The sequence below is a fragment of the Enterococcus sp. AZ109 genome (genome assembly GCF_051714625.1).
Taxonomy (GTDB): Bacteria; Bacillota; Bacilli; order Lactobacillales; family Enterococcaceae; genus Enterococcus_A.
On sequence record NZ_JBIOSF010000002.1, the window covers coordinates 627,467 to 652,137 of the forward strand.

Below are 24,671 nucleotides of genomic sequence, written 5' to 3' on the forward strand. Positions count from 1 at the left end.
TTATCTTTGTAGAACAATAAATTTCCAATTAATCCCTAAAAAGCACATCTTAATCGATTTATTAATTTTAATCTCAATAATCCTTTCTTTTTCCATCCATTTGAATTATAATGAAAGCGGATTATCAAATAACAACTAAGGAGATTAAGCCCATGACAACGATAGCGAACCTTGAACAAAAACATCTGTTTAAATTGACTAGAAAGCACTTGGAAAAGAGAGTGATTACGCATTGCCAAGATAATAGCAGTATCGCATACGTGGTTCAATGTGCCGTCGCAATTCTTGTACGTAACGCCTTCACACCCTTAGATTTCTCTTATCTAGCAAAAGATCAGATTTGTTCGTTGTTTTTAGAGCGTTCTCCGGAAGACCTGTCTCCTGTGCGCCATTTATGTGTTTATTTTCAAGCGTATTTTAGTAAAGAGGACTGGCATAAAGTCATCCAGCGCTTGTTTAAGAATAAAAAAGAGTTCTTAGCTGTTACCAAAGAAACCCGTTCCCGCACGGATCATCTTCATGCCATGCTTCATTCTGGAGCCCGTGAACCTAAGGAACTGGTGGATATTGCCACCTTGTTCAAAGACGCCAACGGAAAAAAACATCGCTTCACCTTCAAGAACGCCGATCCATGCTACTCCGTTCAGGAAATCAACGATCTGTTAGCCATCTTAGGCACCCTGACGATTTTCCAAAAAGATGGCGTGCAACGCTTCGCAGAAATCGTACGCTATATTTATGTCCCTACCACACCCGTTTATGATGCGGAAAAGAAAACAGAAGAAGTCAATGATTGGCAGGAAACTTTGTACGCACAATTAATAAAAGCGCTCAAAGTTATTTCCCATGTAAAAGTCAACGACAAGCCAGGTGCTGGCTTATTGATTGAATCACCTAAATTTATCAAAACCAATTGTTACGCAGGAAAAACACCGGAGGAAGTGGCGAAACACCTATTTGACGACTTTCCCTTCGATCCGTCAATCGATCAGAATGTGCTCATGAGTCGGATATTAACCGCCCTAGTCAGTGGACTAAAACTAAAAGATGCCAAGCCGATGATTGAATACAATGGGGAGCTGGAGGACAATGCTGGCAAAGAGCCGAACTCTGCGAACGTCACTAAATCAAAAAAACAAACAGGCACGAACACGCCAAAGAGAGGAAAGAAAAAGTCCTCCACCTTCCTAAGTGCTGAAGAGATCCAAAAGAAAAAGGACCAATGGGAATACGAACAACTGATGAGGAAAGCGTATGTTAAAAAGCATGGGCATAAGAAAAAGCGATAGTAAATCATCCTGCTCTTAAGGTAGTATTTGTCCTGTTTTCGAAGGACTTCACATCCAACTAACAACACGATTAGTTTTATTTTATTTGAATTTTGCTATAAAACCCTCGAAATATAAAAAACATATTTGTTACCTAGTTGTAAATATCGTTACTTTAGGTAATTTTTTGAAAACGTTATCTTTTTTTGTTAAAATCATATAAAGGGGGTTTTTTATGAAAAAGTTAGTTATGGGTATGTGGGCGCTATTACTTTGCTTCGCATTGACAGCTTGTGGTAAACCGATCACAACTAGTGATCTGAAGGCACATGACTGGATTATGGAAACACAAGAACAGGATGAAGACGTGACTTTCGTTGCATCATTTACTGATAGCGAAATGATTTTGGCCTTCGATACTTCAAACATGCTATCCACTGCCTCCAATGAGTGGGAAAAGTTGGGAGAAGATATGGCCAAGCAAATGATTGATGACATGACCTTTCACGTATCCTATCAATTAGAAGACGAAACCATCCATTTAAAAAATGATGAATTGGAATTAGATAATGATTATCGAGTTAGGGCAGATGGAGAAAACTTGATTTTTACCCCAGAAGAACCGCAAGAAACTGAAACCATCACTCTACTTCCACAAGAAAAACAAGAAGACTAAGCTCAAATAATAACGAGTGTATTTTTTTGATCAAATGTTTGTGAAGAATGGCCCTTAAGCATTTATCATTTGCTATACTAGAGTTATCTTAATGAAGAAAGAAGGTTCTTTTATGATTGATCATTTAAGTTTAGGTGTCGCAGATTTGGCTAAGAGTAAAGATTTTTACCAAAAAACGTTACAACCACTTGGTTATCAGATTAAGGTAGAAATGGATCATGGCGTCTGCTTTAGTTCTGCCGATGGCGGAGATCTTTGGATTGTCAAAAACGATCCTAGTAAAACCCATGTAGCTTTCGGCGCCGTCAGCCGTGAATTAGTGGATGCTTTCTATCAAGCAGCGATTGATGCTGGTGGTACCGACAATGGTGCACCTGGTCTTAGACCGCATTACCATGAAAATTATTATGGTGCTTTTGTGATTGATCCTGATGGTTACAACATCGAAGCCGTCTGCCACAAAGAAGATTAAAAGGAGAGAAAAAATGATTATTATTAATGTATTATTGCCAGTAAAAGAAGAAAAACGTGAGGAATTTTTAGTCTTCGTTGAGGATTTAGTCAACAAGTCTCGGAAAGATGAAGGCGCAGAGTTTTACGACTGCCTAGAAAGCTTAGATACAAGAAATCAATTTATGATTATCGAAAACTGGCGTGACCAAGATGCCATCGATAAACACAATGCAACTGACCATCTGAAAAAATTCTTAGCTGAGATCGACCAATATCTTGCAGGCGAAAAAGAATTGAAGAAAGTTGAATATGTAGGTTAACAATCCGTGTCTATGTGAATTTCGAAGTCCTTCGAATGGTTCACATAGACACTTTTTTTCATTTTGGGACTAATGCACTAGGATATCCCCGACACACTTTTTTTTCGTGGACACAGGTTGATATAATAGGCTGCTTTTTATTTTTTAAAATTCCTTCGGCCGTTCTAAGATACCTTTAAGACGGTAGTGCCAAGGAGCCGAGCTCGTCCATTTGAAAAAGGGCATCTCCTTGCCATTATTCGCCTGATAAATGTCTTGTAAAACTTTCTTTTCATCCATATGTGTCAGCGGCCGTACTTCTGTACCATCAAAATAATAGACTGCGCCTTTTTCATCAATTTGATACAAACATTTCATTTCAACCTCTCCTTCACTAACTATTAAATTACTTTCCCTCATTACTTGTAAAATACTTTGAGCCCCTCGAATACGAACATCCATATGAGCATACTCTAGTTTAGGCCTTTCCCAATGCGCACAGAAATTGGCTGCCGCTGATATAACATCCGTCGCTTGCTTAAATGCAGCTAACGTCTGATTTTTCTGAACAGTTGGATGATAAGCTGTATTGCCAGTCACGAGCCATTGGCCAGTCTTATCCCCTTGTGCGATAATTTTTGCCTGACCTTGAGCCGTCTCAGCCTCACCCGCTGAAATACCACAAATCGTCGCTTGCGTATACAGATTGCTACGAGGAGTCCATTGACCTAATCCGTAGCCACCGCCGCCGCCAACCTCATGCTTGTTAGGATCAAGTGACGATTCGGCATACAAATTACCGATCACTCCAGCAGCCGAATGATCACTGTAGCCAGACTGCTTCAATACTCCCCAAACTACTTTGGCAACTTCATATTGCGGCAACGTAAAAATCCCTAAATCTTGTGATGCATTTAGACGATAGTACTCGATCGGGTCGTAACCCATTCGCCCGTTTGCCACAGTCGTACTGATGGTGCCATTATAAGCATTGCAATGAATAATCGTGCTATTATCCAAAAATACTCCTGTATGTCCTTCGTTTGCCCAGTATTTCGATAAGAAAATATCCCCTCTACGACAATCTGCTCGAGAGATTTTTTTAGAAATAGCTGGTAACGTTGTGTCATGTAACGAACCCGTCCACCCCATACTTCCGCTGGGGATAAATCCGCCTGCGATTAAGGCAAAATATACTGCTGAACTGCAATCGTAACCAGTGGGTCCAAGCCGGCTGCTTTGACTATAGTTCACTTTTCCCTCACGGTCCTTAAACCATTGAATCATTTGGTTGATACTTGCCACGTTTCTTCCCTCCTTCTCTTACTAACATAAATAACTGTATTTAAGTTGTTGGTCTGTCATTATTTGATAAGTCAAATTACTTCCCCATCGAGAGTGGACGCAATTTCTTCGGCGAAATCATTATCCTACTCATGGAATTGCTAGACACAAAAATCAAAAAGGCACCCTAGCGAACTAGAATGCCTAAAAGATTGTTATGCTGATTATTGTTTTTCTTCTTTTTCCCTGATTTGTAAGAAGACATCCCGCAGTTTATCTGGTAAAGGAATAAATACGGAAATATTCTCCAAAAAAGAAATCCCTTCATTCGCCAAGTAAAACATAATTACAATCTCTCGCAAAGGTATAGTACTACCAAGAACCTTTTCGGCTTCAACTGATACTGCCACTACAGCGAACAATAAAACCTTCTTAATTAACCCGATAAAACCTACTTCACTGTCAATCGCTTTTTGCTTCCAAGCCTTAATTAACCCCGTGATATAATCAAGCACTACTAAAAAGATCAGTGCATGTAAGATCGCATCCATCCCTCCAAGATAACTTACCATGATACCACCAACCACCCCGAAGATGATTGATAGCTCGTTTAGATATTTTTCCAATGTGTTCACCTCGTTGCTGGAGACTACTTGAATTGAGTACGGCATTTCAATGTCTAGTAACTTAACTATTTATTAAAAAACCTCCTGTATTTGAAGAACCATTGCACCAAAACTCGTAGCATCATTTTTTAAATTAGTATTTGTCTTTATTGTAATGACATCTCCAACATTTATCTTTGCAATAGTTGCACCTGAAATTTCATTACGCCATGCATGCTGTCCTCCGATACCAGATAGACGTTCATCTGTATCTTTAGGAACATTATTATTTACAGATAAGTCTAAATAGAAATAACTACTGCTAGTTGATTCTGTCTGGATGAATGCAGATAAGTGAAATACATAAGTTCCAGTATTCTGGCAAATAATATCTGTATTATTCCTGACAGAAAAAAGCGGCTTGTTACCAACAGAATTAGCACTAAAAACAAGACTGTTAAATTTTAATTTTGTTCCTGATGCCACACTACCACTCATACGAATACCTTTCAAAATTGTTACTATACTATTTCTTTCGGTCAATATAGGACTATCATTAATTAATGGAGCATCCATAAATTTCTTAATACCACTAATCTCTTGATCGCCCTCCAATTGAACTGCCTTCGCATCCACTACATCCTTCACATTTTTAGGTGTCACCATTTTATTATTGACTGTACCTAACAAAGCTTCCGCATCAGTTGCGGCACCATAGTTTGGCACACTGCCTAATCCTACTTGGTTTTTTGTAACATTGTGCGGATTATTCTTGTCATCAGTATGTTGTTGCAAATTAGCCTCAACGTCTGCTGTTTTGGCAAAACCGCTGGATTCTAAAACATCTAACGGATTTACCGCAACGGTAATTTGAACACCAATGTAATCAAGATCGATCATTGATGAAGTGACCCCGTTAGAACTATCGGCGTATACCAACACATTGATTTTTCCTTTTGAATCAATGAAATTACGGTCGTTAATTTCTGTCGTAAAATCCGTATATTCTTGCGCCGCACTTTGCAGCTGTGTGGTATAGCTGTCGGTTGACTCCAAATAAGTGGCTACTTTCAAATTTTTGTTATTGGGAGATGAGGCTTTCCCACGAATAGCCAAAGTAAAAGACACAAAGTTCCCTTTTACTAAACCAATACTTTCTTCTAAAGTTTTTCCATCAAAAATTCCGGGTGCTAAATTTTCCACCGTTTTTACAACATCAAATTGATACATTTGTTGAGGAATTACACCGTTTTGGGTAGAACCTGTCGAAACTCCAGAGTCATCACGAGCAACGAGTTTATTGTAAGCATCTTGGTTTACTTCGTTCCAGCTTGCTGCAGGTTTCTTTAAGTTTGTCGCAGTGTAATCGGAATATCCTTGGTGAGGGTTCGTTGATAGGTTGCCCGCTGTTTTTCCTGAGAAATCCATCATTTTGGGTGTATTAACTGAACCTGAGAACATTTTGATTGCATCAGCAGTGGTCATTCGGTTGCCAAAATCTCTAGTCAATCTTGCTTGTAAGGTTGGCTGCTTAATCCCTTCCGTATCGGTTCTAGCTTGAACGATTTCTGGATTGCTATCACCGGATTCGGCCACTAAATCATCAAACTCATTTCTTAATGTATCAAATTCCTGTTTATTTTGATTAGCCGTTCCGACTGCCCGATTAGCCGTTTCAACCGCTGTTTTTGAGTCTGCTACAGCTTGATCTGCCTTTTGATTAGCTGTGGCTCCTGCATCAGCAGCAATCTGCTTGGCATCATCCCCAGCGTCGGCTGCGATTTGTTTGGCGTCTTTTACCCCTTGATCAAGAATTCGTCCATAATTATCGACTTTTTCAATCGCTTGATTGGATTGATCCATAATTTCGTTAATTTTTTGCCGCCCTTGATTGAGGGTATCGGTTTCTTTAATATGTTCGATTGCCATCTATTTTTTCCTCCTTTAAGCTACTTCAATTTGTTCAATAATTGATTTTTGTATGATACGGTCACCTAATAATAGAAACGAATTACTGGCAATGTCAGCCATTTCTGTAAAAATATCTGTCAGTGTTCGTTCATCTTCAATAGTTACCGTAAAAAATTCTGATTCACTAATTAGTTTTACTTTTAGTTCCATTAGAACTGTCCTCCTATTTGGCTTTGAATAAATACGCGACAAGTCACTTGTGCTTCAATTCTTGCCAATCTGTTTGGTTTAATTTCGATCGTGTGGTTGCCTCTTTGAATTTTTCCACTTGATTTTCTTAGATAATCGACTATATTCAAACGATCCTGAGTAATCTCATGATGTGGTAAAGTCTGGCCGTCAACAATGATATCCACGCTGTTTGCTGACTCATTTGCTTCATAAATGCCCCATTGTAAAGGATGGGTGTGTTCTGGCAGAACTACCTCATGCTTGTGCGCTGGTAATTTGACATTATGTTTATGACTTGGCAAGGACACATTATGCGAATGGGCGGGGATCGATAGATTGTGTGAGTGGGATGGAATATTAATACTGAATCGATGGCTATGGGTTGGAATATTTACCGTATGTGAATGCGCCCCTGAAGCCGACGCCGTCACTAAGTCTCCACCAGCACCCAAAGTTTCAATCATAACTAATGGTACAGCATGTCTTCCAATATACGTTTCTTTTGTAGGGACACCGTGTCCAGTGTTGTATCGCCCGTGATGGTCAAGAACAACATGGGTATGGTCGCCGCCACCTCCAGATGATTGAGTAGAACCTCCACCACCTTCTGTCGTAGAACCATTCGAATAGCCACCACCAGCCGTACTGGTTTGCGTTGTTCCCCCACCGCTATGACTAGTTACTACTTTAGAGCCGCCATCTTCACTCGTTACGACATTTGATCCCCCACTTTCACTAGTAATCGATCGTGCACCGCCACCTTTAACGGCTTTTGTGTATCCCCGATAGCGTTTTGTTTTAAAGGTTAATTCAACAGTATTCACATGAAAAACATCATCATCTAAATAAAAATCGATAACTGCAGGATAATCTCTCTCGCAATTATCCTGATAAGAGTAATTCAAAATATTGGTTGCCCCTTGGGAGTAGGTTTCATTGATTTGCTGCTTTCTGCTTATATCTGACATTGTAGTATTAATATCCCCGCTAAGATTGCCAAGTTCTAATTCAATATCTTGCGGTGCGCCAAATACGTCTCGTTTGGATTCCCTTTTGATACGTAAATCAACACTGCCAAAGTCGTTGGTATTCACCATTACTACGTTGCCAATTCGCAGCTGATCAATGGTTAGCGGTTGATTAGTCAGCTTCATAAGATCTGTCGCTTTGATCGTCCAGGAAACTTTCGGCTCCGACCATTTTTTTAATAAGCTATGTGCACTCTCCTTTAGCGCCTGAGCTTGAGTGAAGCGTGTGTCGGTCCAAACATATTCAATCAAACCATGTTTTTTTATGCTGGCTTGATTTTCAAGGTGAGCAATCCCATTGTTGACTGATCGGATGTTTAATTGATTGACCCCTTCTCCTGATCCTAGGGGGTACACGCGATTAACTAAATTGTTGGGATCGCGTTCAATTTCAAACCCTTGCATGTTATACCCTTCTTGAATTCGTGCCACAGCAGTCATTGTTGGTTTCATTAATGACAATTCAAAAGGATAGGTTTGAGTATTCCATGTCCAGAGGTACTCTTCATCAAAAACTTCTGGAATCGAAAAAAGCGCATCTGCCAAACCATTTTCGTTTTCCCAGGAATAAGAAAAATACTTGTTAAACTGACAATTTTTCAACACCCAATGCTTAGTGGTTTGCTTCGATAAAATGAAATTGATCACATCAGCTGTTTTCTTGTTGATTGTTTCGTAATAGCCAAATAGCACCGTATCCAACAACGTACATAATGCATGATTGGCTGAATAAGTAATGGTATTGTTAGCTGCATCTTTTTGAATTGTTGAAGGCATTACTCGGTACAGCCCAATGTACTCATTTTCGTTATCGGTTAGTTCGACCCACAGCATCTCTTGCAAAAAAACATTTTTAGGGTCATCTAGTGGCATGGAAAAGGTTAAATTCCCAATCTGGTTTTCTATTTTTTCGTAACTCACATTAAATGCACTCTCAAGGATTGCTGTATACTCTCTCGAGAGATTCATTGCCATCAGCATCTAATCAGCCTCCTATAAGAATCGATTTGGATAGCGAATGGTCAAACGAAAATCGCTATCCTTAGCTTGAACATACAATGGTTCGTTGGGATAAATGTAAAAGTCATTCATCGGTCGAATCATCGCCTGTCCATTTTTAGTAATCGTAAATGACTGGGTGTTAATCACAATTTCCGAACGATCAAAATCACCTAAATCAATCGTATCGTTACGGGTCTTAATCCATACACCTCGACCAGTGCCTGATAAAGTGATGGTCGGCTTAACTTTTAAGCCTTCCACTGTTGGATAAATTTCAATCGGTTTAATTTCTTTTCCTTCATCACCCATCAAATAAGCTCGGTTTTGGAAGGTGATCATGGTCGACCCCCAGTAAGCCCCACCTTCGATTTTGATCGGCAGATTGACGGCACCCGATCCGGTATTTCCCATTAAATAATTTGCCTGGAAGGTGATTGTGGTTGATCCCCAGGTCACACTGGTGGCATCTGAACGGGTATATTTATACGGATCATTTAGTAAAATAGTAAACGTACCCGTTACTTGATTGACACCTTCTGGAACATCACTGGCAGCCAATTTACTTCCGGTCCAGCGCATTTCTGGTTCATCATTGAACCAGATGTCTACATCTCTTTCGGAAAACAAAACCACATTTAGTCGATTAAATTTGTCGCGAAAGGACTCATTATTTGATGCGATCAATTGATACTTGATGGTCAACAAACGATCAGGAATTCGAGCATAGACATGTCTTTTCCCATCACGTATGCCTAATTGGTAACTTTGAACTTCGGTTGCTGCTAGCTCACGGCCGGTAACATTTAATGTACGATAGCCGGGAATTAGCGTTTCTAAAAAGTATCCATTAAAATTCAGTGCCTCAGAAGGAAGAGAACGTTCCTTTTGAGTTGTGGTAGTATCTATAAATTCATACAAGCTCACCGTTTATCCTCTCCTTCCTAACTGATTGTTTCGCCGGTCTTGTTGTTTTTGTAATAATTTCGGCATGAACGGTGCCGTGGTTTCAGCAATGATTCGACCATCTGGTAAAGTGACATAAATGGGTTGGTCATTTCCGATAATGATTGGTTGGTTTAACGAATCACCTGAAAAATTAGCACCGATACTGCCCATACTTTGGTTCATGGCATATTCCATTGGCTGCATGTCAGGAATAGCGGCTTGTGCCAACTGTTGAGCGGTTTTTTCGACGTCTGAGATCATACTGTCCATTCCTAGAATAAATCCTTGTCCAGTGTATTCACCAATTTTTCTAAACACTCGAGAAGGTGATTGAATCCGCAAGAACTCTTTCACTTTATTCACCGCTGCTGAAGCTAATTCGGCTGCTTTATTGACAACACTACTAATCATTGAGCCAATGCCGTCGATAAAGCCGTTTACCAAATCTCTACCGGCAGCTGCCATATTCGATCCTGCTTCACGAATTTTTGCCACAAGATTTGAAACGACTTCCCGTGCTTTTTCCTTCACCGCTGAAATTTTGTCAGCAATGGACTGAATAAACCCTTGCATTAGGCGCACACCGGATTCGATCATCTGTGGTAATTTTTCAAGCAGTCCTTGAATCAATGAACCTACAACCGCACCGCCCGTATTGACTACCTCAGCCATTTTTTCACCTATTGTACTCAACAGTTGATAGATAATACTGATGGCAACCGGAATTAGCTGCACCACCGTTTTTGCAATTGCTGAAGCTAAGGTGACTAATATTTCAACCCCTTTAGCAAAAATAGTTGGTAAGTAAGTTGTAATCCCCTCAGCAAAGGTCGTTAAAACATTCGTAACCGTCTGAACAATTTGATCGGTATTTTGACTAATCCCTTGAACGATTGCCAGCAATAAATTGAGTCCTTGAATCATTAACTGCGGAGCGGCCTCGATTAAACCAATTGCTAAAGCTTCAATCATCTGTAAAGCTGCTGGCATTAACTGAGGTAGCGCTGCAATCACCCCTTCGATTAGTGAACTGATAATCGCAACTGCACCAGTAAAGATCGGTTCAATATTGGTCGTAATTGCGCCCATTAATGATGTTAAAATTTGAGCTCCAGAAGCAATCAAAGCGGGTAATGCCGTGGTAATACTGGTTACTAGTCCGTTAATTACTTCTGGTCCTTTGGTGGCGATTATGGCGATCATCCCTGTCATTTCCTCGCCAAATTGTTGGTTGGCTAATCCTAAACCTGCTAAAGCAACCCCCAAGATGGCCCCGGGACCTAAGACTTTTAAAGCTAGACCAAAGACATTGCTTAGACCGCCGATCATACCATTGACGACTCCTTGAACTTTTTCAAAAGCACCTTTCGACTTTTCAACTTCTTCGCCGATTTTTTCCGCCGGATTCGTGCCACTCGACTTGTTGTCGGCTTGGCAGGAACAGTTTTTTGCCTCTGCACCGCCTTTGCAATCGCCGGCTGGTTGCTCTGCTTTTTTACCCGTCAACAGACCGGCAGCTTTTCCAACGGTTTTATCAATTGCTCCATTAAACTTGCTCAACACCTTTTCAACTGGTGTAACGACGCCTTTTATGTTATTGACTAATTCGATAAATTTAGCAATACCACTGTTATCTCCCAATGTTTGAAATGCTTGATTGACTTTATCTACGCCATTTAAAATCGACTGCCAAGCTTTCGACAGTTCATCCACACTAGTATTGACTGATTTGCCTAGATTAGTGATTGCTTTTCCGTAATTATCTAAACTATTGGTTTGAACGGTGGAGCGATTCAAGGTATCTCCAGCGGCAGCGTCTGCCAGATTTGAAGCTACTCGTAAAATTCCTTTGACAGGTTCTGCTTTGTCACTTGTTGTCTGGGATCTTTGGAAAAAGCCACCCATATTGGAGAGTGTTAGTTCAAAATTGTACATATCATCCATTTAGTTCCCTCCTTTCCCGTTGTAATTGGCGATAAACCGCTGCAACTGATCTCTATCTGATTCGGTTGCTGATAAGTCTTCTGTCGCTCGTTTTACCGCCTTTTTATAATCAAAGAACTTCTCAAAACGTGTGTAAATCGGTTTGCCCTTTTTAGTCGCCTGAGCCATCGCATTAGCCCACGCTTGGGAATGGATCACGTATTGTTCATCTACTTGCCGCAAACGAAAGGCCTTCATCCGTATTTCATATTCACGAATCGTCATCCGTTCAATATCTTCAAAATGAAAGAAGTTCAGGCAACGCAACGCGTTGACTTGAACTTCTTCGTAATACTCGCAAAATAGCCTTGGTTTTATCCGATTTTTTGGGCTTCCTGTAGGGTTTGGTTCACTAGACGTTTTGTATATTCCGACTTTTTTAACTCTTCAATCACATCATTAATTAAGGTTTCGGCTCCTACTTCTTTCAAATACTGATCCAACACATCCAATGTGATTTTTAGTTTTTCGGTCTCATTTGCCATCTGTAAGGTTTCGAAAACCGTCTGCATATCCCCTAAGGTCAAATTGGTAATAATCATCCCAATTCCTAACCGCAGTTCGATGCCGTTTTTATCTAATGAATACTTTTCGTTGATGCGGGCTAAAAAACCATAGCCAAACTTAAACTGATATGTTTTTTCATTGACAGTAATTTTCACAAAAAATCCTCCTATCGACTATGGTGCCGCTTCTACTTTAACAGTGTCCTTGAAGGCGTAATCACCGCCGTCGCTTTCATCAATGACTAATGTCGCATACCCGCTTTTGCCCGTTGACTCGATTGACCATTCTAATGTATATTCCACTTTATCTTCTGCGTTGTCGGTTGGTTCAAAGGTTGTCAAATATCCTTCGAAGTATTTTGCTTTGTATTTAGAGGCGTTTTCGCCAGCTCCGACTTCTTTTGTGCTGATACGCCATAATTGCATCCGTTTGCCGGCATCGATGCCTTTTTCTTCTAATTCATCGATACGGGTATCACCGACTTTATATAACGTGGTCGCTGATGCCGTTGTTTCCACAGTGCCGGGTGTGACAACTGTGCCATCTTTGGTTACAGTAGTTTCACTGCTTTTTGATTTTGAATATCCACTTTCCGTTGTATAAGCTAATCCCCATGCGGCTTCATTTCCTTCTTCTTCGGTAAAACGGTAACGCCACAATACATCAATTCCATCTAATGCTGCCATTTTTTATTCCTCCAGTTTTATTTAGTTTAGTGGCAAAGTAAGCTTTATCCACTGATAGATTTGTTCTTTCAATTTTGATACTTCAGTCTCTAAGACTGCTGATGCCAGTTCCTGTGATTGATCCGCCAACAATAATTCGATTGTCAATTTGCGTTGAAATTCCTGCCAAATGGTTTCAACTTGCTTAACAAGCAGTTGCTGCTGATAATAGGCATCCAATCGCAGAAGTTGTTCTTCCTGTTTGTTTTTTTCTTGTAGTAATTTCTCTTGATTGCTCTCAAGCTGGCGAATGTAAAGCTGTGCTTCTGTTAATCGTCGCTGATGTACATTTTTCAATGCTTGTTCTTTACCAATTCGTTTTTGCAATTTACGAATCACTTTTTCTGAATCCAATGATTAGTCCTCCTTTTACCTCTGCAGCGGTTTGTTTAGCAACTAATTCGTTTCAGATACGCTCATTTTTGGTCACTGGGAGACCCACACAGGTTTTATTTAATGTCCACAACAGATGGAAACGGACCGGTTTCGTTTATTTGTTTGCCAGGTTTTAATGAACTATTTGACATTACCAATTTAACGCAGGTAATTGGTAGAAAGATATATGTGTTATTCTACTTTTAACAAAATACCTCGCTCAATCGCCAATTTCTCTAATATTCGATGGCGTTTTTTGTAAATCCCGGCGGTTGAACAATAGGTTGCCTTAGCGATTTCCGACCAACTCATATAATCAAATTCCCCCCATAGATAATCGTCGACTAACTGTTGTAAATCTTCACTCAGCTGTTCGTACGCATTCGTAATATCGTCATACAAAGTCGCATAATAGGTATAACTCTTGTTTTTTTCTTTGCGAATCAGATCATTTAAGGCTTTTTCTTGGTGCCCAGCTCCTTTTATCCAGGCATTTACATCACTTGGCTTCCATTCCTCGGCGATCAAGGCTGCTGCCATTTTTCTAGGTAATTTTTTGTAGGAACGAAAATCTTCTTCTAAATTTGCCAATTTTGCTTTGCTTAATTCTGCCATATTGCTTCCTCCTTTATTTGAAACACGAAACGTTACTAATAAACCGCCAGTCTTCATTGCTATTTTTTATACAATTGTGTAAAATGGGTGTATAGGAAACTTTTTACTAGCTGTAAGTTAGTGAGTAAGCCTCTTACAGTATTCAATGTTAGTACATATTGTGTAAAACATCAACAATAAAGTTACGTTTTGTATAAAATATTTTAGGAGTGTGCATCATGACTGTTTTTGAAAGGATTCAGGAGTTGGCAAGAAAACGTGACAACAGCCTACAAGATGTCGCGACCCGTTTGAATTTTAGCAAGAACTTGTTTTATCGCTGGAAAACAACCGAACCCAAAGCCAAAGATTTAGAAAAAGTCGCCGATTACTTTAATGTCTCTGTTGATTATCTTTTAGGACGGGAAGACAAAGCACCTATCACCGATAATCAATCCATCGCAAGACAAATTATGCTTCGCTCGGATACTGGGGATCTCTCAGAAGAAGATGCCGAAGATATCGAAAAAGAAGTGGAACGCTTTTTGAATTGGCGGTTGCAAGAAATCAAACGAGAACGTAGAGAAAAGGATTGATTGCATGTCAGGCGAATTAGAGGAATACCTTCAGTTTTCTACAAAAATTAACGAATATCTTTCGGCAACCATGCTAGGATTAAGCATGAACGTCGAAAACTATAACCACGAAGACATTTGGCAATGTATCATGGGGGAAAAGGTAAAAATCCGTGGATTTCACTTTGAAGGAAAAGCGCGGCAAGCTCTTTCTGGTATGATAGTGAAGGATGAAAACGAAACGACTATCACGTATAATAAGTACATGAACCAGAATCGCGTCAATTTTACGATTTCCCATGAGCTGGTTCACTATTTGTATCATTTGGATAATGAAACCCCTTATTATTATGATACCAAGCAGACTTTGACCACTTATGATCACCATTCTTTGGTGGAATTCCAGGCCAATATTGGCGCAGCTGCGATACTTTTGCCTGATCCTGTTTTTATTCATGTATTAAAGCAAGGAAAAAAACCGGCGGATATCTCACAAGAGTTTGGTATTTCGGAAACGGCCTTGAAGCTGCGGTTGATTCAGACGATGCAAGCAGAATTCAGTGCCTCTTACGAAGCTGCCAGCAAAACCAGCTTTAAAATTTTGAATCAATTTGGCTACACCGGTGAAACGCTAATGAAGGATTTAGGTGCTAATCTGGAAAGAAAGATCATTTACACCAACCCTTTTTATGAGGCGTTGTGTGTTTCTTAGAAAGGCTTCACAAAGCTGAGCAGGCTTATGAAGTAGGACATCGTTAACTTGGTTTTGACAAGCTTTATAATTACGATAGATTTATAAAAAAAACGGACAGAAAAGAGGGAGACAGCATGGGATTATTTGATGGATTAATGGGCAACGCCTCTGAAGTAAAACAAGCAAAAGCCGATAAAGATTTAGAAGATGTATTGGTACCTGGTGAGACAGTTGACTTGGCGTTTGTATTAGTAAGAGATTTGATTGTCTTCACCGATTATCGCTTGATTATTGTCGATAAACAAGGGATGACGGGCAAAAAGACGGAATACAAAAGCTATCCTTACAAGAGCATTTCCCGTTTCAGTGTCGAAACTTCTGGTCATTTTGACTTAGATGCCGAACTGAAGATTTGGGTTTCAAGTGCTTTAGAACCGGCTGAAACCTTGCAATTTAGAAAAGATAAAAATATTGTCAAAGTCCAGCAAGCATTGGCCGCTGCTGTGATGAAATAACCAATTAAGCTAGCAACCGACTCGTTTTGTTACGAGCCGGTTGCTAGCTTTTTTACTAAACAATCAAACAGTCCATGTTTACAAACAATTTACACAAACTCCATCTTATAAACAAACAGACTCATTATACTGAAGTCATGGGAGACCTCCCACCAAGGCAACAAATTGGTCAACGTAATCCATTTGTGCTATAATAACTAATGGAATTTCGTTATCAACGTGATAGTTGCCTTTCGTTACTACCAAGAAAGGAGAATAAATATGACATTCTATAACACAGAATTAAAATATCGTGTAACGCTAGATACAGATTTGAACGTCTTTGTTGTTATCAATCAAGATAATGCAGACCAATTTGCTACTGGCGTGACGATCGAACAAGCAGTACAAGAATTGAAAAAAATCGCATAAGGAGTGCCATCCTAAATGAACGGTTCCAGTTCGCTGTAAAGGCATCTACTGTAAGTCAACGGTAGATGCCTTTTGTTTTGCTTTTTTACATATTCAAGTCAAAAAATTGATATTTTTTCAGAAATAGTTTGAATTTTCATAAATATGGCGTAAATTCAAGGAAATCGGATATCAAAATTTCCCCAAAATCTAAAAGTATGCTATACTATAACTATACGAAAGATATTTTTATGCGACAACTTTAACTCATTTTGATGAAATTTAATCAATCTGGCGTAACTAAAGGGTTACAAGGATGTATTAGAAGGATTTGGGAATACATCGTTTAAACGAGAAATAGTTAATTTTTAGTAATAGTCAACACCCTCAAACTTTAAGATATAAATATTGATTAGTTAGATAGCCTTCTCTTAACAGAGAGGGCTATCGTTCATTTTATAGGTGAATTAGGAAGGAAAGGCTCCGCAACCTTGCGCACTAAGATTAAACTTTGGAGAAACTGCTCCTTAAGTTTTTACCAATTTTCTCTTAGTACCAACAAAACCACTTTTGGGGAAACGGATATCGACAGACATTGGTTCATCGGTGGTTTCACTCTACATTGATAATATCCTTCATCAACCTATCAATTGATTCCACCGTATCCTGATAGGAAATATCAATTGTGTAGATGTTGTCTTTTTGATAAGCCTCCCAGGAACGCCGCAGGTCTATACTGTTCTTGATAATTTCCATGCCTTCTTCATAGTATTTTTTTAAAGGCTCCGGTCTCCCGCGCTTAGTAAATGTATTTCGAACGCTGTTTTTCACTTTCACCATGTCTAGAGGTTCCATTTTAGGAATTTTGTACAAATCATAAAAATCTTTGGCGCGACTATTTACATCTAAAAAGCCGAAAGTAGTACTTAGTTTCTCAGCCAAGATTTGTTCGGTTGGGTAGGCAGCAATCTGGATTGTTTTATTTTCAAAAAGAAGTTTATGTTCGGTTGTTACTATATTAGGATAGATAGAATCACCTGTAGTAATATCTACCTTGAAGTCAGTTGTCATTTTTTCCAAGTGTGCCAAGATATTTAGTCTAAAGCCTGGGTAAAAATCAGCTTCTCGGGTTTCTTTAATAGAAACAATTTCAAATCTAATTCCGTCCTTTGTAGTTTTAGAAAATATCCGCTTTAAAACAGCTTCAAGTGTTTTTCTGGTTAATTTCAGATTTCTGATTGTAGTATCTATATCCTTAGTTGTCCGGTTTTCAATACCATATTTCGAACCAATCAAGAATCCGCCTTTTAAGACAAAATTATCTCTAAATTCAGATTCAGAAATTTCTTCTAGAAACTTCTCCATCATATAATAACGAAGGACAAGTTGAGGATTCAACTCTTTTTCCCTCGCTAAATTCCTTACCTTTGCCTTCAATTGTGTTGGTGTCATCACTAATCCCCTTATACCAATGACTTAATATAGTACTTCATCTCATCCGAGGTTGGAATAATTTTCCTATATCTGCTAAGTTTGTTCAGGTCCCGCTCTTTTTTAGTCATATATCCCTGCAAACTTTTAATCTTTATCTCTTCACTACTTTTGCTCCACGGATTCCAAATGTCGCAAAGCGTTCGTTCCATATCGTAGGCGATAATTGGGTTGCCGACATAACTTTGGGTTACTGTTTTTCCAACTGCGTACCACTCTGGCTTAGTATAGTGTACTTCAACAGCATACTTCTTCAAACTTTCGGCAGAAATATGGTAATTATAAGGTACCGTTAAATGGATTTTTTTAGGAATATCATCGGATAAATCATATAGATCCAAGGCCGTAGCGTGGGAAATAATCCCTTTGTCAAATTTTGCTTGCGCCACCAGCAATTCGTCTGCGAATTGTCCGGGCAGCGTATAAACACCTGGGTATTCCCGTTCGATTTCCCTATTGTCCACCATTCGTTTAAGCGTCACTCTCGAAACTCCTGCAGCAGTGGCATCCTTTAAAATCAACGTTCCATTGTACTTTTTCAACAAATCGTATACTGTTTTCTTCATACTGATCCCACCTTTTTGTATACGTAATAACTGAACTTTATAATAATTATACGTTTATTCGTTAACAAAGTAAAGGTGGCATCATCAGCATCAAACGTTTTAGCGGGACAACAGGGTCTTTGAGACTAAACAACCTTTGATTGACCTAACCAAAGTATGAAGCAGATAAAGAGTAACTAATTTCCACTTTAAAACAATACCTGTACTCAAAAAAGAAAGACGTAACAAAATTGACGGTGTAAGCATGGATGTTTAATATGTCTATCGTGCCTTCTCTTATCAGAGAGGGCTATCGTTCATTAAGAAAGTCTTCGCAAACTCGCACAGCTTTGGAGCATTAAGACTAAAATTTGGATAAACTGTTCCTCAAGTTTATCCAAATTTTCGCTTATTGCCGACAAAGTTAGCTCCTTAATGTGGTAGTGAATTTTCTGCAAAAATTCACTTTATTCTCGTACACATACCATTTCCACTAAACGGTTCAAACTTAATACTCGTTAATGACTGATTATCTGATAAACCAGCTTTTTTAAACTGTTAAAAGTGGAACTGGCAAGCTAGTTTGGGAAGCCGGACATCGTTACCTACTCTTACAAGCTTTTTAATTGTGAAATACTTATACTTACTTCACTTGGCAACAAATCTTCTTTTAGTTATAAAAACGGTTGCTTGCAATTGGAAAGAATGATAAGATTATCTTGTTTCGGGAGTGGATGGGTTCTGGTGTGCCCTCTGGTCTTCAAAACCAGTATGAGGAGTTAGTAGCTTCTTGGGTGGGTTCGATTCCCACACATTCCCGCCAATTATGCCTATTCTGCGATGGACTTTACTTAAAGTTCATCTTTTTTTGTGCAAAAAAGCTGATTAATCCATTGTTCCATGTCCAGCTTAGCAAACTAGCTTTGTCGGCATTAAGCAAACATCGGGAGAAACTGTTCCTCAAGTTTCTCCCAATGTTCGTCTTAATGCTCCAAAGCTGAGCGAGTTTATGAAGCCTTTCTTACGGATCAGTCGGGTACAAATCCGCCGTTGTTTGATTCCCGTTTTGGGAGTAAACACTGGTTGATTTTTGCCCTTTTTCTTTTTCGATGGCTGCGTTCTTATCATCCAAATTGTGGTAGTCATATTTTTTGGCATCCACTGGCGTAAAGTCTTGCGGCGTGTAGAAGCGTAGCAGGTTTTCTTGGTTCAATTTGTCAGACAAGGACAATTCGGTTTTGACTTGTTTTTGATCCTGTGCCACTTGGTCGACTAAACCAGCAGCTGAAGGATCAATCACCTGCCCAGTTTGATTGTCATAAGTCTGTCCACCTAATTCTGTGTACTGGGGTGTAACATAATCACCATTTCGAAAGGCAATCACTTGATTATGCTGCGGTGAAAGTAAATCCGTTCCAAAATGGATATAGTTTTTGTCGTCAATTCCTACTAAATGCAGCAACGTTGGCAAGGCATCAATTTCGCCGCCGTATTGGTGTTGGATCCCGCCATTTTCAAAACCGGGAATGTGGAACATCATGGGCACCCGCTGCATCTGAGCATTGTCAAATTTGCTCCAAGTCGCCGGATCTTTGCCTAACGCCTGTGCCAAATCTTTGTTGTTGGTATCAGAAATGCCAAAATGGTCCCCGTAAATCATGAAGATCGAGTTTTGATAAATACCCGCATTCTTCAAATAAGTAAAGAACTGCTGCAGCGATTCGTCCAAATAATGAGCGGTTCGTACATAATCATCCACCACACTGTTCCCCGTATTCAAAGATGGGAAATCGAAATTCGTGTCATCGGTATAATAGGGTGTGTGATTAGTAACGGTTAAGAACTTGGCATAAAACGGCTGCTGCAAATGCTCCAAATGCCCAACGGATTCTCGCAGCATATCCTTATCCAAAATCCCATAGCCCAAACTTTCGTCAGACTCATCAAAATAGGAACGATCAAAGAAATTTTGGTAGCCTAAATTTTTGTAGACATGGTCTCGATTCCAAAAGCTGCCAACATTCCCATGAAAAACGGCACTTGTATAACCTGCTGATTGATTCAAAATCGCTGGTGCACCTTGGAATACGTTGTCGGAACCTAGTTGCGTGAACAAAGACCCCTGAGGTAAACCATACGTGCCGGTTTCCAGCATATTTTCCGCATCACTGGTTTTTCCTTGCCCGACTTCATGGAAGAAATTGTCGAAAGCTAGTGTCTGCTTGTCGCTATAAAGACTGTTCAAAAATGGCGTAACCTCTTGACCGTCTACTTTCATGCCAATCAAAAATTGCTGGAAACTTTCCAAATGAATCACGATCACGTTTTTACTTTTTGCCACGCCGAACAAATTAGGGTTCGGCGCCGCATAATGGCTGTCGGTGTATTGCTTCACTTCATCCAAGCCATTGCTGGAAGCATGCGCCCGCACACTATTGGCCATTTCAGTAGTAATCCCATCGTAAACAGTAAAAGCATCCAACCCTAAATATTTCACAATATAAGACCGGTCAAAGGTCCGTTGCAACAACTGCGGACGATTGGCTTCACTTAAGGATAAATTCACGGTGAAAAACAACACCGATAAGGCCGTCATAGCAACAGCCGTCGGTTTCTTCACTGGTCGACTAGCTACTGACACTTTTTTAACAAATAACCAAAGCAATACGCCCAAAAATACCAAAATATCCAGCCAGTAAAAAATGTCATGCCCACTCATCAAGGCAAAGGAACTGCCAGAGATGCCCTCAGATACTTTCGAAAATCCCAGCACTGACTTAATCGTCACAAAATCGGTAAACTCCCGATAAAAAATGATGTTCAAATATAGAAGCAACGTGTTCAAAACATCTAACACAAACAACGTAATCAAGGCCGGCTTAAGCTTTTTAATATAAAGGAAAATCCCAAAAATCAGGGTAGTTGTAGCAATCGGATTAATCCATAAAATAAAAGTCTGAACCGATCCTTTTACCCCCAACGAAAAATCTAGATGGTAAGCCAACATTGTCTTTGCCCAAAACAAAAGACTTGCAGTCAACAGGATTCCCCAGCGACTGGTTATCCCCCGTTTTATTCGGTCCATCGGAACCACTTCTTTCTACTATTAAATTCTCCAGTGTAAACTATAGACCTTTTGATAAAAAAACAGATACTTCTGATAAATAATTTAGGAAGTTTATGGTTTATTCCCTAATTCCCCGCACCGCAGATGTCTACTGTCGCAAAAATGCGACAAAATAACTACTCACGTCAATCGGTCGCTTATAATCCTTTAACAATTTATCTCACTTTTTTCATAATTACGTTTAGAAAGCATAAAATAACAAAAAACAGCAAGGAGTTATCCCTGCTGTTCCAAAACTAAGTGTGTATACATCCAAACGGTAACGGCATAATACATGAAGTACAATAGGAAAAAGATTCCAAATGGCACCCAAAGCTGATGGTACGGTTCGCTTAAAAAGGCGCTGAACATTTGTAACCCAAACAGTACATGAATCATCCCCAATAAACCAGGTCCTAAAAACAGCACGCCAATTTCACGGCGAATCGATTGCTTCAATAATTCTTGACGCGTTCCGATTTTACTTAACATTCGGTAGCGTTGCACATCACTGTGGGCACCTGATAAGATTTTGAACATCAAGCAGCTAGCTAGCATCGTCAAGAAGGCTAGACCTAAGAAGAAGCCCATAAATTCCAAACCAGAAAAGAAGATATTGTACATTTCGTAAGCGGAAGCTTTTTGCCCCGACATGCCCATACCTTCGATGCCGACAGCAGAAGGGTTATTTTGCTCATTTTCCTTCGCTAAGGCTTGGATCGATTTAAGTTGATCTTGGAAATCTTTCACTTGGACGACTTGCAGCTGCCCAATTGGTAAATCAAGAGCAGCAAAATCAGTCGCTGAAACGAGGTGAATTTCCTTGCTCTGCTGATCCGGCAGCTCTACACTGCGAATGGCATCCTGCGTAGTAATATTCTCTTGCATCTCTTGACCAGTGTAGGTTTTCTTAGCCGTCTTTCCGTTAGTTTGATATTCCACCGTTGTGATCGGTTCTTGATCAAACTCGTCGGTCACGTAATAAATATTGTCCGCATCTTCTTTAAATTGATAGGTCGCATTAGATGTCGGACGCAAATCAGCGACCTTCTGCTGATCCACTTTTTGTGAATTATTTAATACCAAATCATAGGGTGCTACTGCATCGGCCATTTTAGGAATTTCGTTACGGAAGCCTAATCCTACCGTCAATGCCCCTAAAGCTAAGGCTACCAGCATTGCCACCATCGACAAAATACGCGTGTATTCCTGCATACGAAAACTCAATTGTGACAGCGTAAAATTATTCAACCGCTTCAAAGCAATGGTATCGACTTTTTTTAATAGTGATAAAATAAAGACAATCACTGAATGAAAGACAAAATAGGTACCTAAAACAATCGTCACCAGTGCTCCGGCAATACCGAATAGCTGCAGAGTCATCAACATGTCCATCATCAGATAGCCTAAACCAAGAAAAATTACTCCAACAATTGCTTCAAACAACAAACCAATTTTTCGACGCTTCACCTGCACTGGCGTTGAATTTTCCCGCAGCAAAGTCAAAAGCGGCTTTTTGGCAATCGATGAAGCATTTGCGACTGCTGCGATTAGAAACAGCACCGCAAAGAAAATAACTGTGACTAAAAAAGCTTTCTCATTCACCGGCGAAAAGTGCTGCACTTGAATAGCCAGCTTAGTGGTCAATAGATGATTCACTACTGAGGATAAGCCTAGACCAAGTACTGATCCGCACAGTGTCGCTAAAATCCCAATAAAAAAGGTTTCCACAAAAATCATTTGTGCGATTTTCCCGGTTTTTGCTCCCAACATCATGAACATGCCATAATCCTTCTGCCGCATCGCCATCAAAAAAGAATTGGCATAGAATATATAAACTAAAGTAATGATAGAAAGCAGCACTGTGCCAAAATAGAAAATAATCACGATGGAAGAAATGAAAGAATTGCTTTTCAAAAACGTTTCATTGCTGGCCATCGACTGGAACATATAAAAGATGGCGGCAGCCATGACCAAGCCAGAAAACAGGACTAAATAATCTCGCAGGCGACTTTTCACGCCGGCTAATGATAATTTGACTAACATACACAACCTCCTTCTATTGTTCCAGTGTTCCTAATGTATTTAAAATCTCCCGATAAAAACCTTCCCGACTTTGCTGATCCCGCGTAATTTCCTGATGAATGACACCATCTTTAATGAAAAGAATGCGTTGGCAATAGCTGGCAGACAACGGATCATGGGTCACTAGTAAAATCGACACTTGATCTCGTTGATTTAATTCTTCCATTGTATCCAACAAATCTTTGGCACTTTTTGAGTCCAAAGCCCCCGTCGGTTCATCCCCTAATAAAATTGTCGGTTGAGTCACCAGCGCACGAGCTGCTGCCACTCGCTGTTTTTGTCCGCCGGAAATCGCCGAAGGATAACTATCTAAAATATGGTCAATGGATAAACGCTGCGCCACCTGCTGCACCTTTTGTTTAATTACTTTAGGCTTTGCACCTTGCAGGGACAACGGGACGGCAATATTCTCAGCTGCGGTCATATTTTCCAGCAAATTGAAATCTTGAAAAATAAAGCCAATTTCCTTACCGCGAAAATCTGCCAGCTGATTGCCCTTTAACTTTGCTACGTCCTTTTGATTAATCTCGATCCGGCCATTTGTGGGACGGTCCAAGGTAGACAACAGATTCAGCAGCGTAGATTTCCCTGAACCCGAGGCACCCATGATGCCGATAAATTCTCCTTTTTCAACTTCAAAGGAGATTCCCTTCAATGCTTCGGTTTTCTTTTCATTTTTCTTGCCATATACTTTTTTGACATCCTGAATTGATACAATGGTTTCCATTAGTGAACCTCCTGTAATTTTTCTTGGGCTTTTTTCGGTACGTCTTTTTTCTGAACCTCTTCATAAGAGGTCACACCCTTATTTTTATTCCAGGTGATTTTTAGAAAGGCATCTTTACGAAGTGGTCGGTTTTTCATTGACGAAAAATCCATGTCCTTTTCTTCACCGTTTTGATCGTAGCCTGGCAGTACATAGTCGTAATTTACATAGTTTTGACCTTGATCATCCCGCTCTGTTTGCTTTTGGCCATCGGTAGTTACCTGAACGTAATAACTGTCACCACCCATTACTACGATATCGGCTATTTTTAAGCTGGCAACGCCGATAACAATTAATGTGACTAAACCTATTACAATTTTTTTCAATTCCATTCGCTCCTTTGTTTTATCGTTAAGGTAAGTATAGGCTGATCCAGCTGACTGCTCCATCGAACCAGGAAACAACGAACTAACAGTTTTGTCATATCAAGGGCTTTGAAAACCCGCTCAGCTTTGGAGCATTAAGACTAAACTTAGGAGAAACTGCTCTTCAAGTTTCTCCCAAGTTTCGCTTAATGCCGACAAAGCTAGTTTTCAAAGCCCGCCGTCGTTCAATTTTTATGAGTGCACAAAAAAAGACCCAAACAAAGAAATTCACTCCTTCATTTGAGTCTCACAT

At 39.8% G+C, this 24,671-nt stretch carries 26 protein-coding genes and 1 tRNA gene; 9 read left to right on the forward strand and 18 right to left on the reverse strand.

The window, feature by feature from the left end; genetic code table 11:
• The first annotated feature begins 152 nt into the window (after window positions 1–152).
• The 4 genes from IGI42_RS19630 (at window position 153) to IGI42_RS19645 (ending at window position 2,717) form a co-directional block, all read left to right on the forward strand.
• On the forward strand, window positions 153–1,289 hold the full coding sequence (locus IGI42_RS19630; protein WP_438717721.1) for a hypothetical protein: 1,137 nt from the start codon (window positions 153–155) through the stop codon (window positions 1,287–1,289).
• 214 nt (window positions 1,290–1,503) lie between these two features.
• Complete coding sequence (locus IGI42_RS19635) at window positions 1,504–1,944, forward strand: peptidoglycan-binding protein LysM (protein ID WP_438717722.1); 441 nt, start codon at window positions 1,504–1,506, stop codon at window positions 1,942–1,944.
• Window positions 1,945–2,056: 112 nt separating this feature from the next.
• A complete protein-coding gene (locus IGI42_RS19640) occupies window positions 2,057–2,416 on the forward strand; it encodes a VOC family protein (protein WP_438717723.1) in 360 nt (119 codons plus the stop codon).
• Between the two features lie 13 nt (window positions 2,417–2,429).
• Entirely contained in the window at window positions 2,430–2,717 is a 288-nt protein-coding gene (locus tag IGI42_RS19645; protein ID WP_438717724.1) for a putative quinol monooxygenase, read from the forward strand.
• Window positions 2,718–2,861: 144 nt separating this feature from the next.
• Here the strand turns inward: IGI42_RS19645 and IGI42_RS19650 are convergent, their stop codons facing one another.
• The 12 genes from IGI42_RS19650 to IGI42_RS19705 all read right to left on the reverse strand — a co-directional run bounded on the left by IGI42_RS19650 (window position 2,862) and on the right by IGI42_RS19705 (window position 13,907).
• Window positions 2,862–4,001, reverse strand: coding sequence for a phage tail tip lysozyme (locus tag IGI42_RS19650; protein ID WP_438717725.1), 1,140 nt, complete (start codon window positions 3,999–4,001; stop codon window positions 2,862–2,864).
• A 203-nt stretch (window positions 4,002–4,204) separates the two neighbouring features.
• Window positions 4,205–4,606: a phage holin family protein gene (locus IGI42_RS19655; protein WP_438717726.1), complete on the reverse strand. Its 402-nt coding sequence runs from the start codon at window positions 4,604–4,606 to the stop codon at window positions 4,205–4,207.
• A gap of 72 nt (window positions 4,607–4,678) precedes the next feature.
• Entirely contained in the window at window positions 4,679–6,514 is a 1,836-nt protein-coding gene (locus IGI42_RS19660; RefSeq protein WP_438717727.1) for a hypothetical protein, read from the reverse strand.
• A 15-nt stretch (window positions 6,515–6,529) separates the two neighbouring features.
• The gene (locus tag IGI42_RS19665; protein ID WP_438717728.1) at window positions 6,530–6,706 is read right to left on the reverse strand and encodes a phosphoribosyl-ATP diphosphatase; all 177 of its coding nucleotides are present in this window, start codon (window positions 6,704–6,706) and stop codon (window positions 6,530–6,532) included.
• A complete protein-coding gene (locus tag IGI42_RS19670; RefSeq protein ID WP_438717729.1) occupies window positions 6,706–8,736 on the reverse strand; it encodes a phage tail protein in 2,031 nt (676 codons plus the stop codon). The genes IGI42_RS19665 and IGI42_RS19670 overlap by 1 nt, the downstream gene beginning before the upstream one ends.
• A 12-nt stretch (window positions 8,737–8,748) precedes the next feature.
• Entirely contained in the window at window positions 8,749–9,675 is a 927-nt protein-coding gene (locus tag IGI42_RS19675) for a distal tail protein Dit (protein WP_438718329.1), read from the reverse strand.
• Between the two features lie 9 nt (window positions 9,676–9,684).
• On the reverse strand, window positions 9,685–11,646 hold the full coding sequence (locus IGI42_RS19680; protein ID WP_438717730.1) for a phage tail protein: 1,962 nt from the start codon (window positions 11,644–11,646) through the stop codon (window positions 9,685–9,687).
• Window positions 11,647–11,910: a hypothetical protein gene (locus IGI42_RS19685; RefSeq protein ID WP_438717731.1), complete on the reverse strand. Its 264-nt coding sequence runs from the start codon at window positions 11,908–11,910 to the stop codon at window positions 11,647–11,649.
• 89 nt (window positions 11,911–11,999) lie between these two features.
• Window positions 12,000–12,347 (reverse strand): tail assembly chaperone, encoded by a 348-nt coding sequence (locus IGI42_RS19690; protein ID WP_438717732.1) that lies wholly within the window; start codon window positions 12,345–12,347, stop codon window positions 12,000–12,002.
• 18 nt (window positions 12,348–12,365) lie between these two features.
• A complete protein-coding gene (locus IGI42_RS19695; protein ID WP_438717733.1) occupies window positions 12,366–12,878 on the reverse strand; it encodes a phage major tail protein, TP901-1 family in 513 nt (170 codons plus the stop codon).
• 21 nt (window positions 12,879–12,899) lie between these two features.
• Complete coding sequence (locus IGI42_RS19700) at window positions 12,900–13,271, reverse strand: hypothetical protein (protein ID WP_438717734.1); 372 nt, start codon at window positions 13,269–13,271, stop codon at window positions 12,900–12,902.
• 213 nt (window positions 13,272–13,484) lie between these two features.
• Window positions 13,485–13,907 (reverse strand): transcriptional regulator, encoded by a 423-nt coding sequence (locus IGI42_RS19705; protein WP_438717735.1) that lies wholly within the window; start codon window positions 13,905–13,907, stop codon window positions 13,485–13,487.
• Between the two features lie 218 nt (window positions 13,908–14,125).
• Here IGI42_RS19705 and IGI42_RS19710 point away from each other — a divergent pair, with 218 nt between their 5' ends.
• The 4 genes from IGI42_RS19710 to IGI42_RS19725 all read left to right on the forward strand — a co-directional run bounded on the left by IGI42_RS19710 (window position 14,126) and on the right by IGI42_RS19725 (window position 16,081).
• On the forward strand, window positions 14,126–14,482 hold the full coding sequence (locus IGI42_RS19710) for a helix-turn-helix domain-containing protein (protein WP_438717736.1): 357 nt from the start codon (window positions 14,126–14,128) through the stop codon (window positions 14,480–14,482).
• A 4-nt stretch (window positions 14,483–14,486) separates the two neighbouring features.
• Window positions 14,487–15,173, forward strand: a complete 687-nt coding sequence (locus tag IGI42_RS19715; protein WP_438717737.1) for an ImmA/IrrE family metallo-endopeptidase — start codon at window positions 14,487–14,489, stop codon at window positions 15,171–15,173.
• 116 nt (window positions 15,174–15,289) lie between these two features.
• Window positions 15,290–15,670, forward strand: a complete 381-nt coding sequence (locus IGI42_RS19720; RefSeq protein ID WP_438717738.1) for a PH domain-containing protein — start codon at window positions 15,290–15,292, stop codon at window positions 15,668–15,670.
• 261 nt (window positions 15,671–15,931) lie between these two features.
• Window positions 15,932–16,081 carry a hypothetical protein gene (locus IGI42_RS19725; RefSeq protein WP_438717740.1) on the forward strand — a complete coding sequence of 50 codons (150 nt, stop codon included), beginning with the start codon at window positions 15,932–15,934 and terminating at the stop codon, window positions 16,079–16,081.
• Window positions 16,082–16,672: 591 nt separating this feature from the next.
• Here the strand turns inward: IGI42_RS19725 and IGI42_RS19730 are convergent.
• Window positions 16,673–17,512 (reverse strand): nucleotidyl transferase AbiEii/AbiGii toxin family protein, encoded by an 840-nt coding sequence (locus IGI42_RS19730; RefSeq protein ID WP_438717741.1) that lies wholly within the window; start codon window positions 17,510–17,512, stop codon window positions 16,673–16,675.
• 11 nt (window positions 17,513–17,523) lie between these two features.
• On the reverse strand, window positions 17,524–18,117 hold the full coding sequence (locus IGI42_RS19735) for a type IV toxin-antitoxin system AbiEi family antitoxin domain-containing protein (protein WP_438717742.1): 594 nt from the start codon (window positions 18,115–18,117) through the stop codon (window positions 17,524–17,526).
• A 705-nt stretch (window positions 18,118–18,822) separates the two neighbouring features.
• On the opposite strand from IGI42_RS19735, the gene IGI42_RS19740 reads away from it, so the two are divergent.
• Window positions 18,823–18,919: transfer RNA gene (locus IGI42_RS19740), tRNA-Sec, on the forward strand.
• Window positions 18,920–19,117: 198 nt separating this feature from the next.
• On the opposite strand, the gene IGI42_RS19745 is transcribed toward IGI42_RS19740, so the two are convergent.
• From IGI42_RS19745 to IGI42_RS19760, 4 genes are all read right to left on the reverse strand, one after another.
• Complete coding sequence (locus tag IGI42_RS19745) at window positions 19,118–21,181, reverse strand: LTA synthase family protein (RefSeq protein ID WP_438717743.1); 2,064 nt, start codon at window positions 21,179–21,181, stop codon at window positions 19,118–19,120.
• Between the two features lie 258 nt (window positions 21,182–21,439).
• Window positions 21,440–23,248, reverse strand: coding sequence for an ABC transporter permease (locus tag IGI42_RS19750; RefSeq protein WP_438717744.1), 1,809 nt, complete (start codon window positions 23,246–23,248; stop codon window positions 21,440–21,442).
• Between the two features lie 13 nt (window positions 23,249–23,261).
• Window positions 23,262–24,014 (reverse strand): ABC transporter ATP-binding protein, encoded by a 753-nt coding sequence (locus IGI42_RS19755; RefSeq protein ID WP_438717745.1) that lies wholly within the window; start codon window positions 24,012–24,014, stop codon window positions 23,262–23,264.
• Complete coding sequence (locus IGI42_RS19760; protein ID WP_438717747.1) at window positions 24,014–24,379, reverse strand: YxeA family protein; 366 nt, start codon at window positions 24,377–24,379, stop codon at window positions 24,014–24,016. The genes IGI42_RS19755 and IGI42_RS19760 overlap by 1 nt, the downstream gene beginning before the upstream one ends.
• Between the last annotated feature and the right edge of the window lie 292 nt (window positions 24,380–24,671).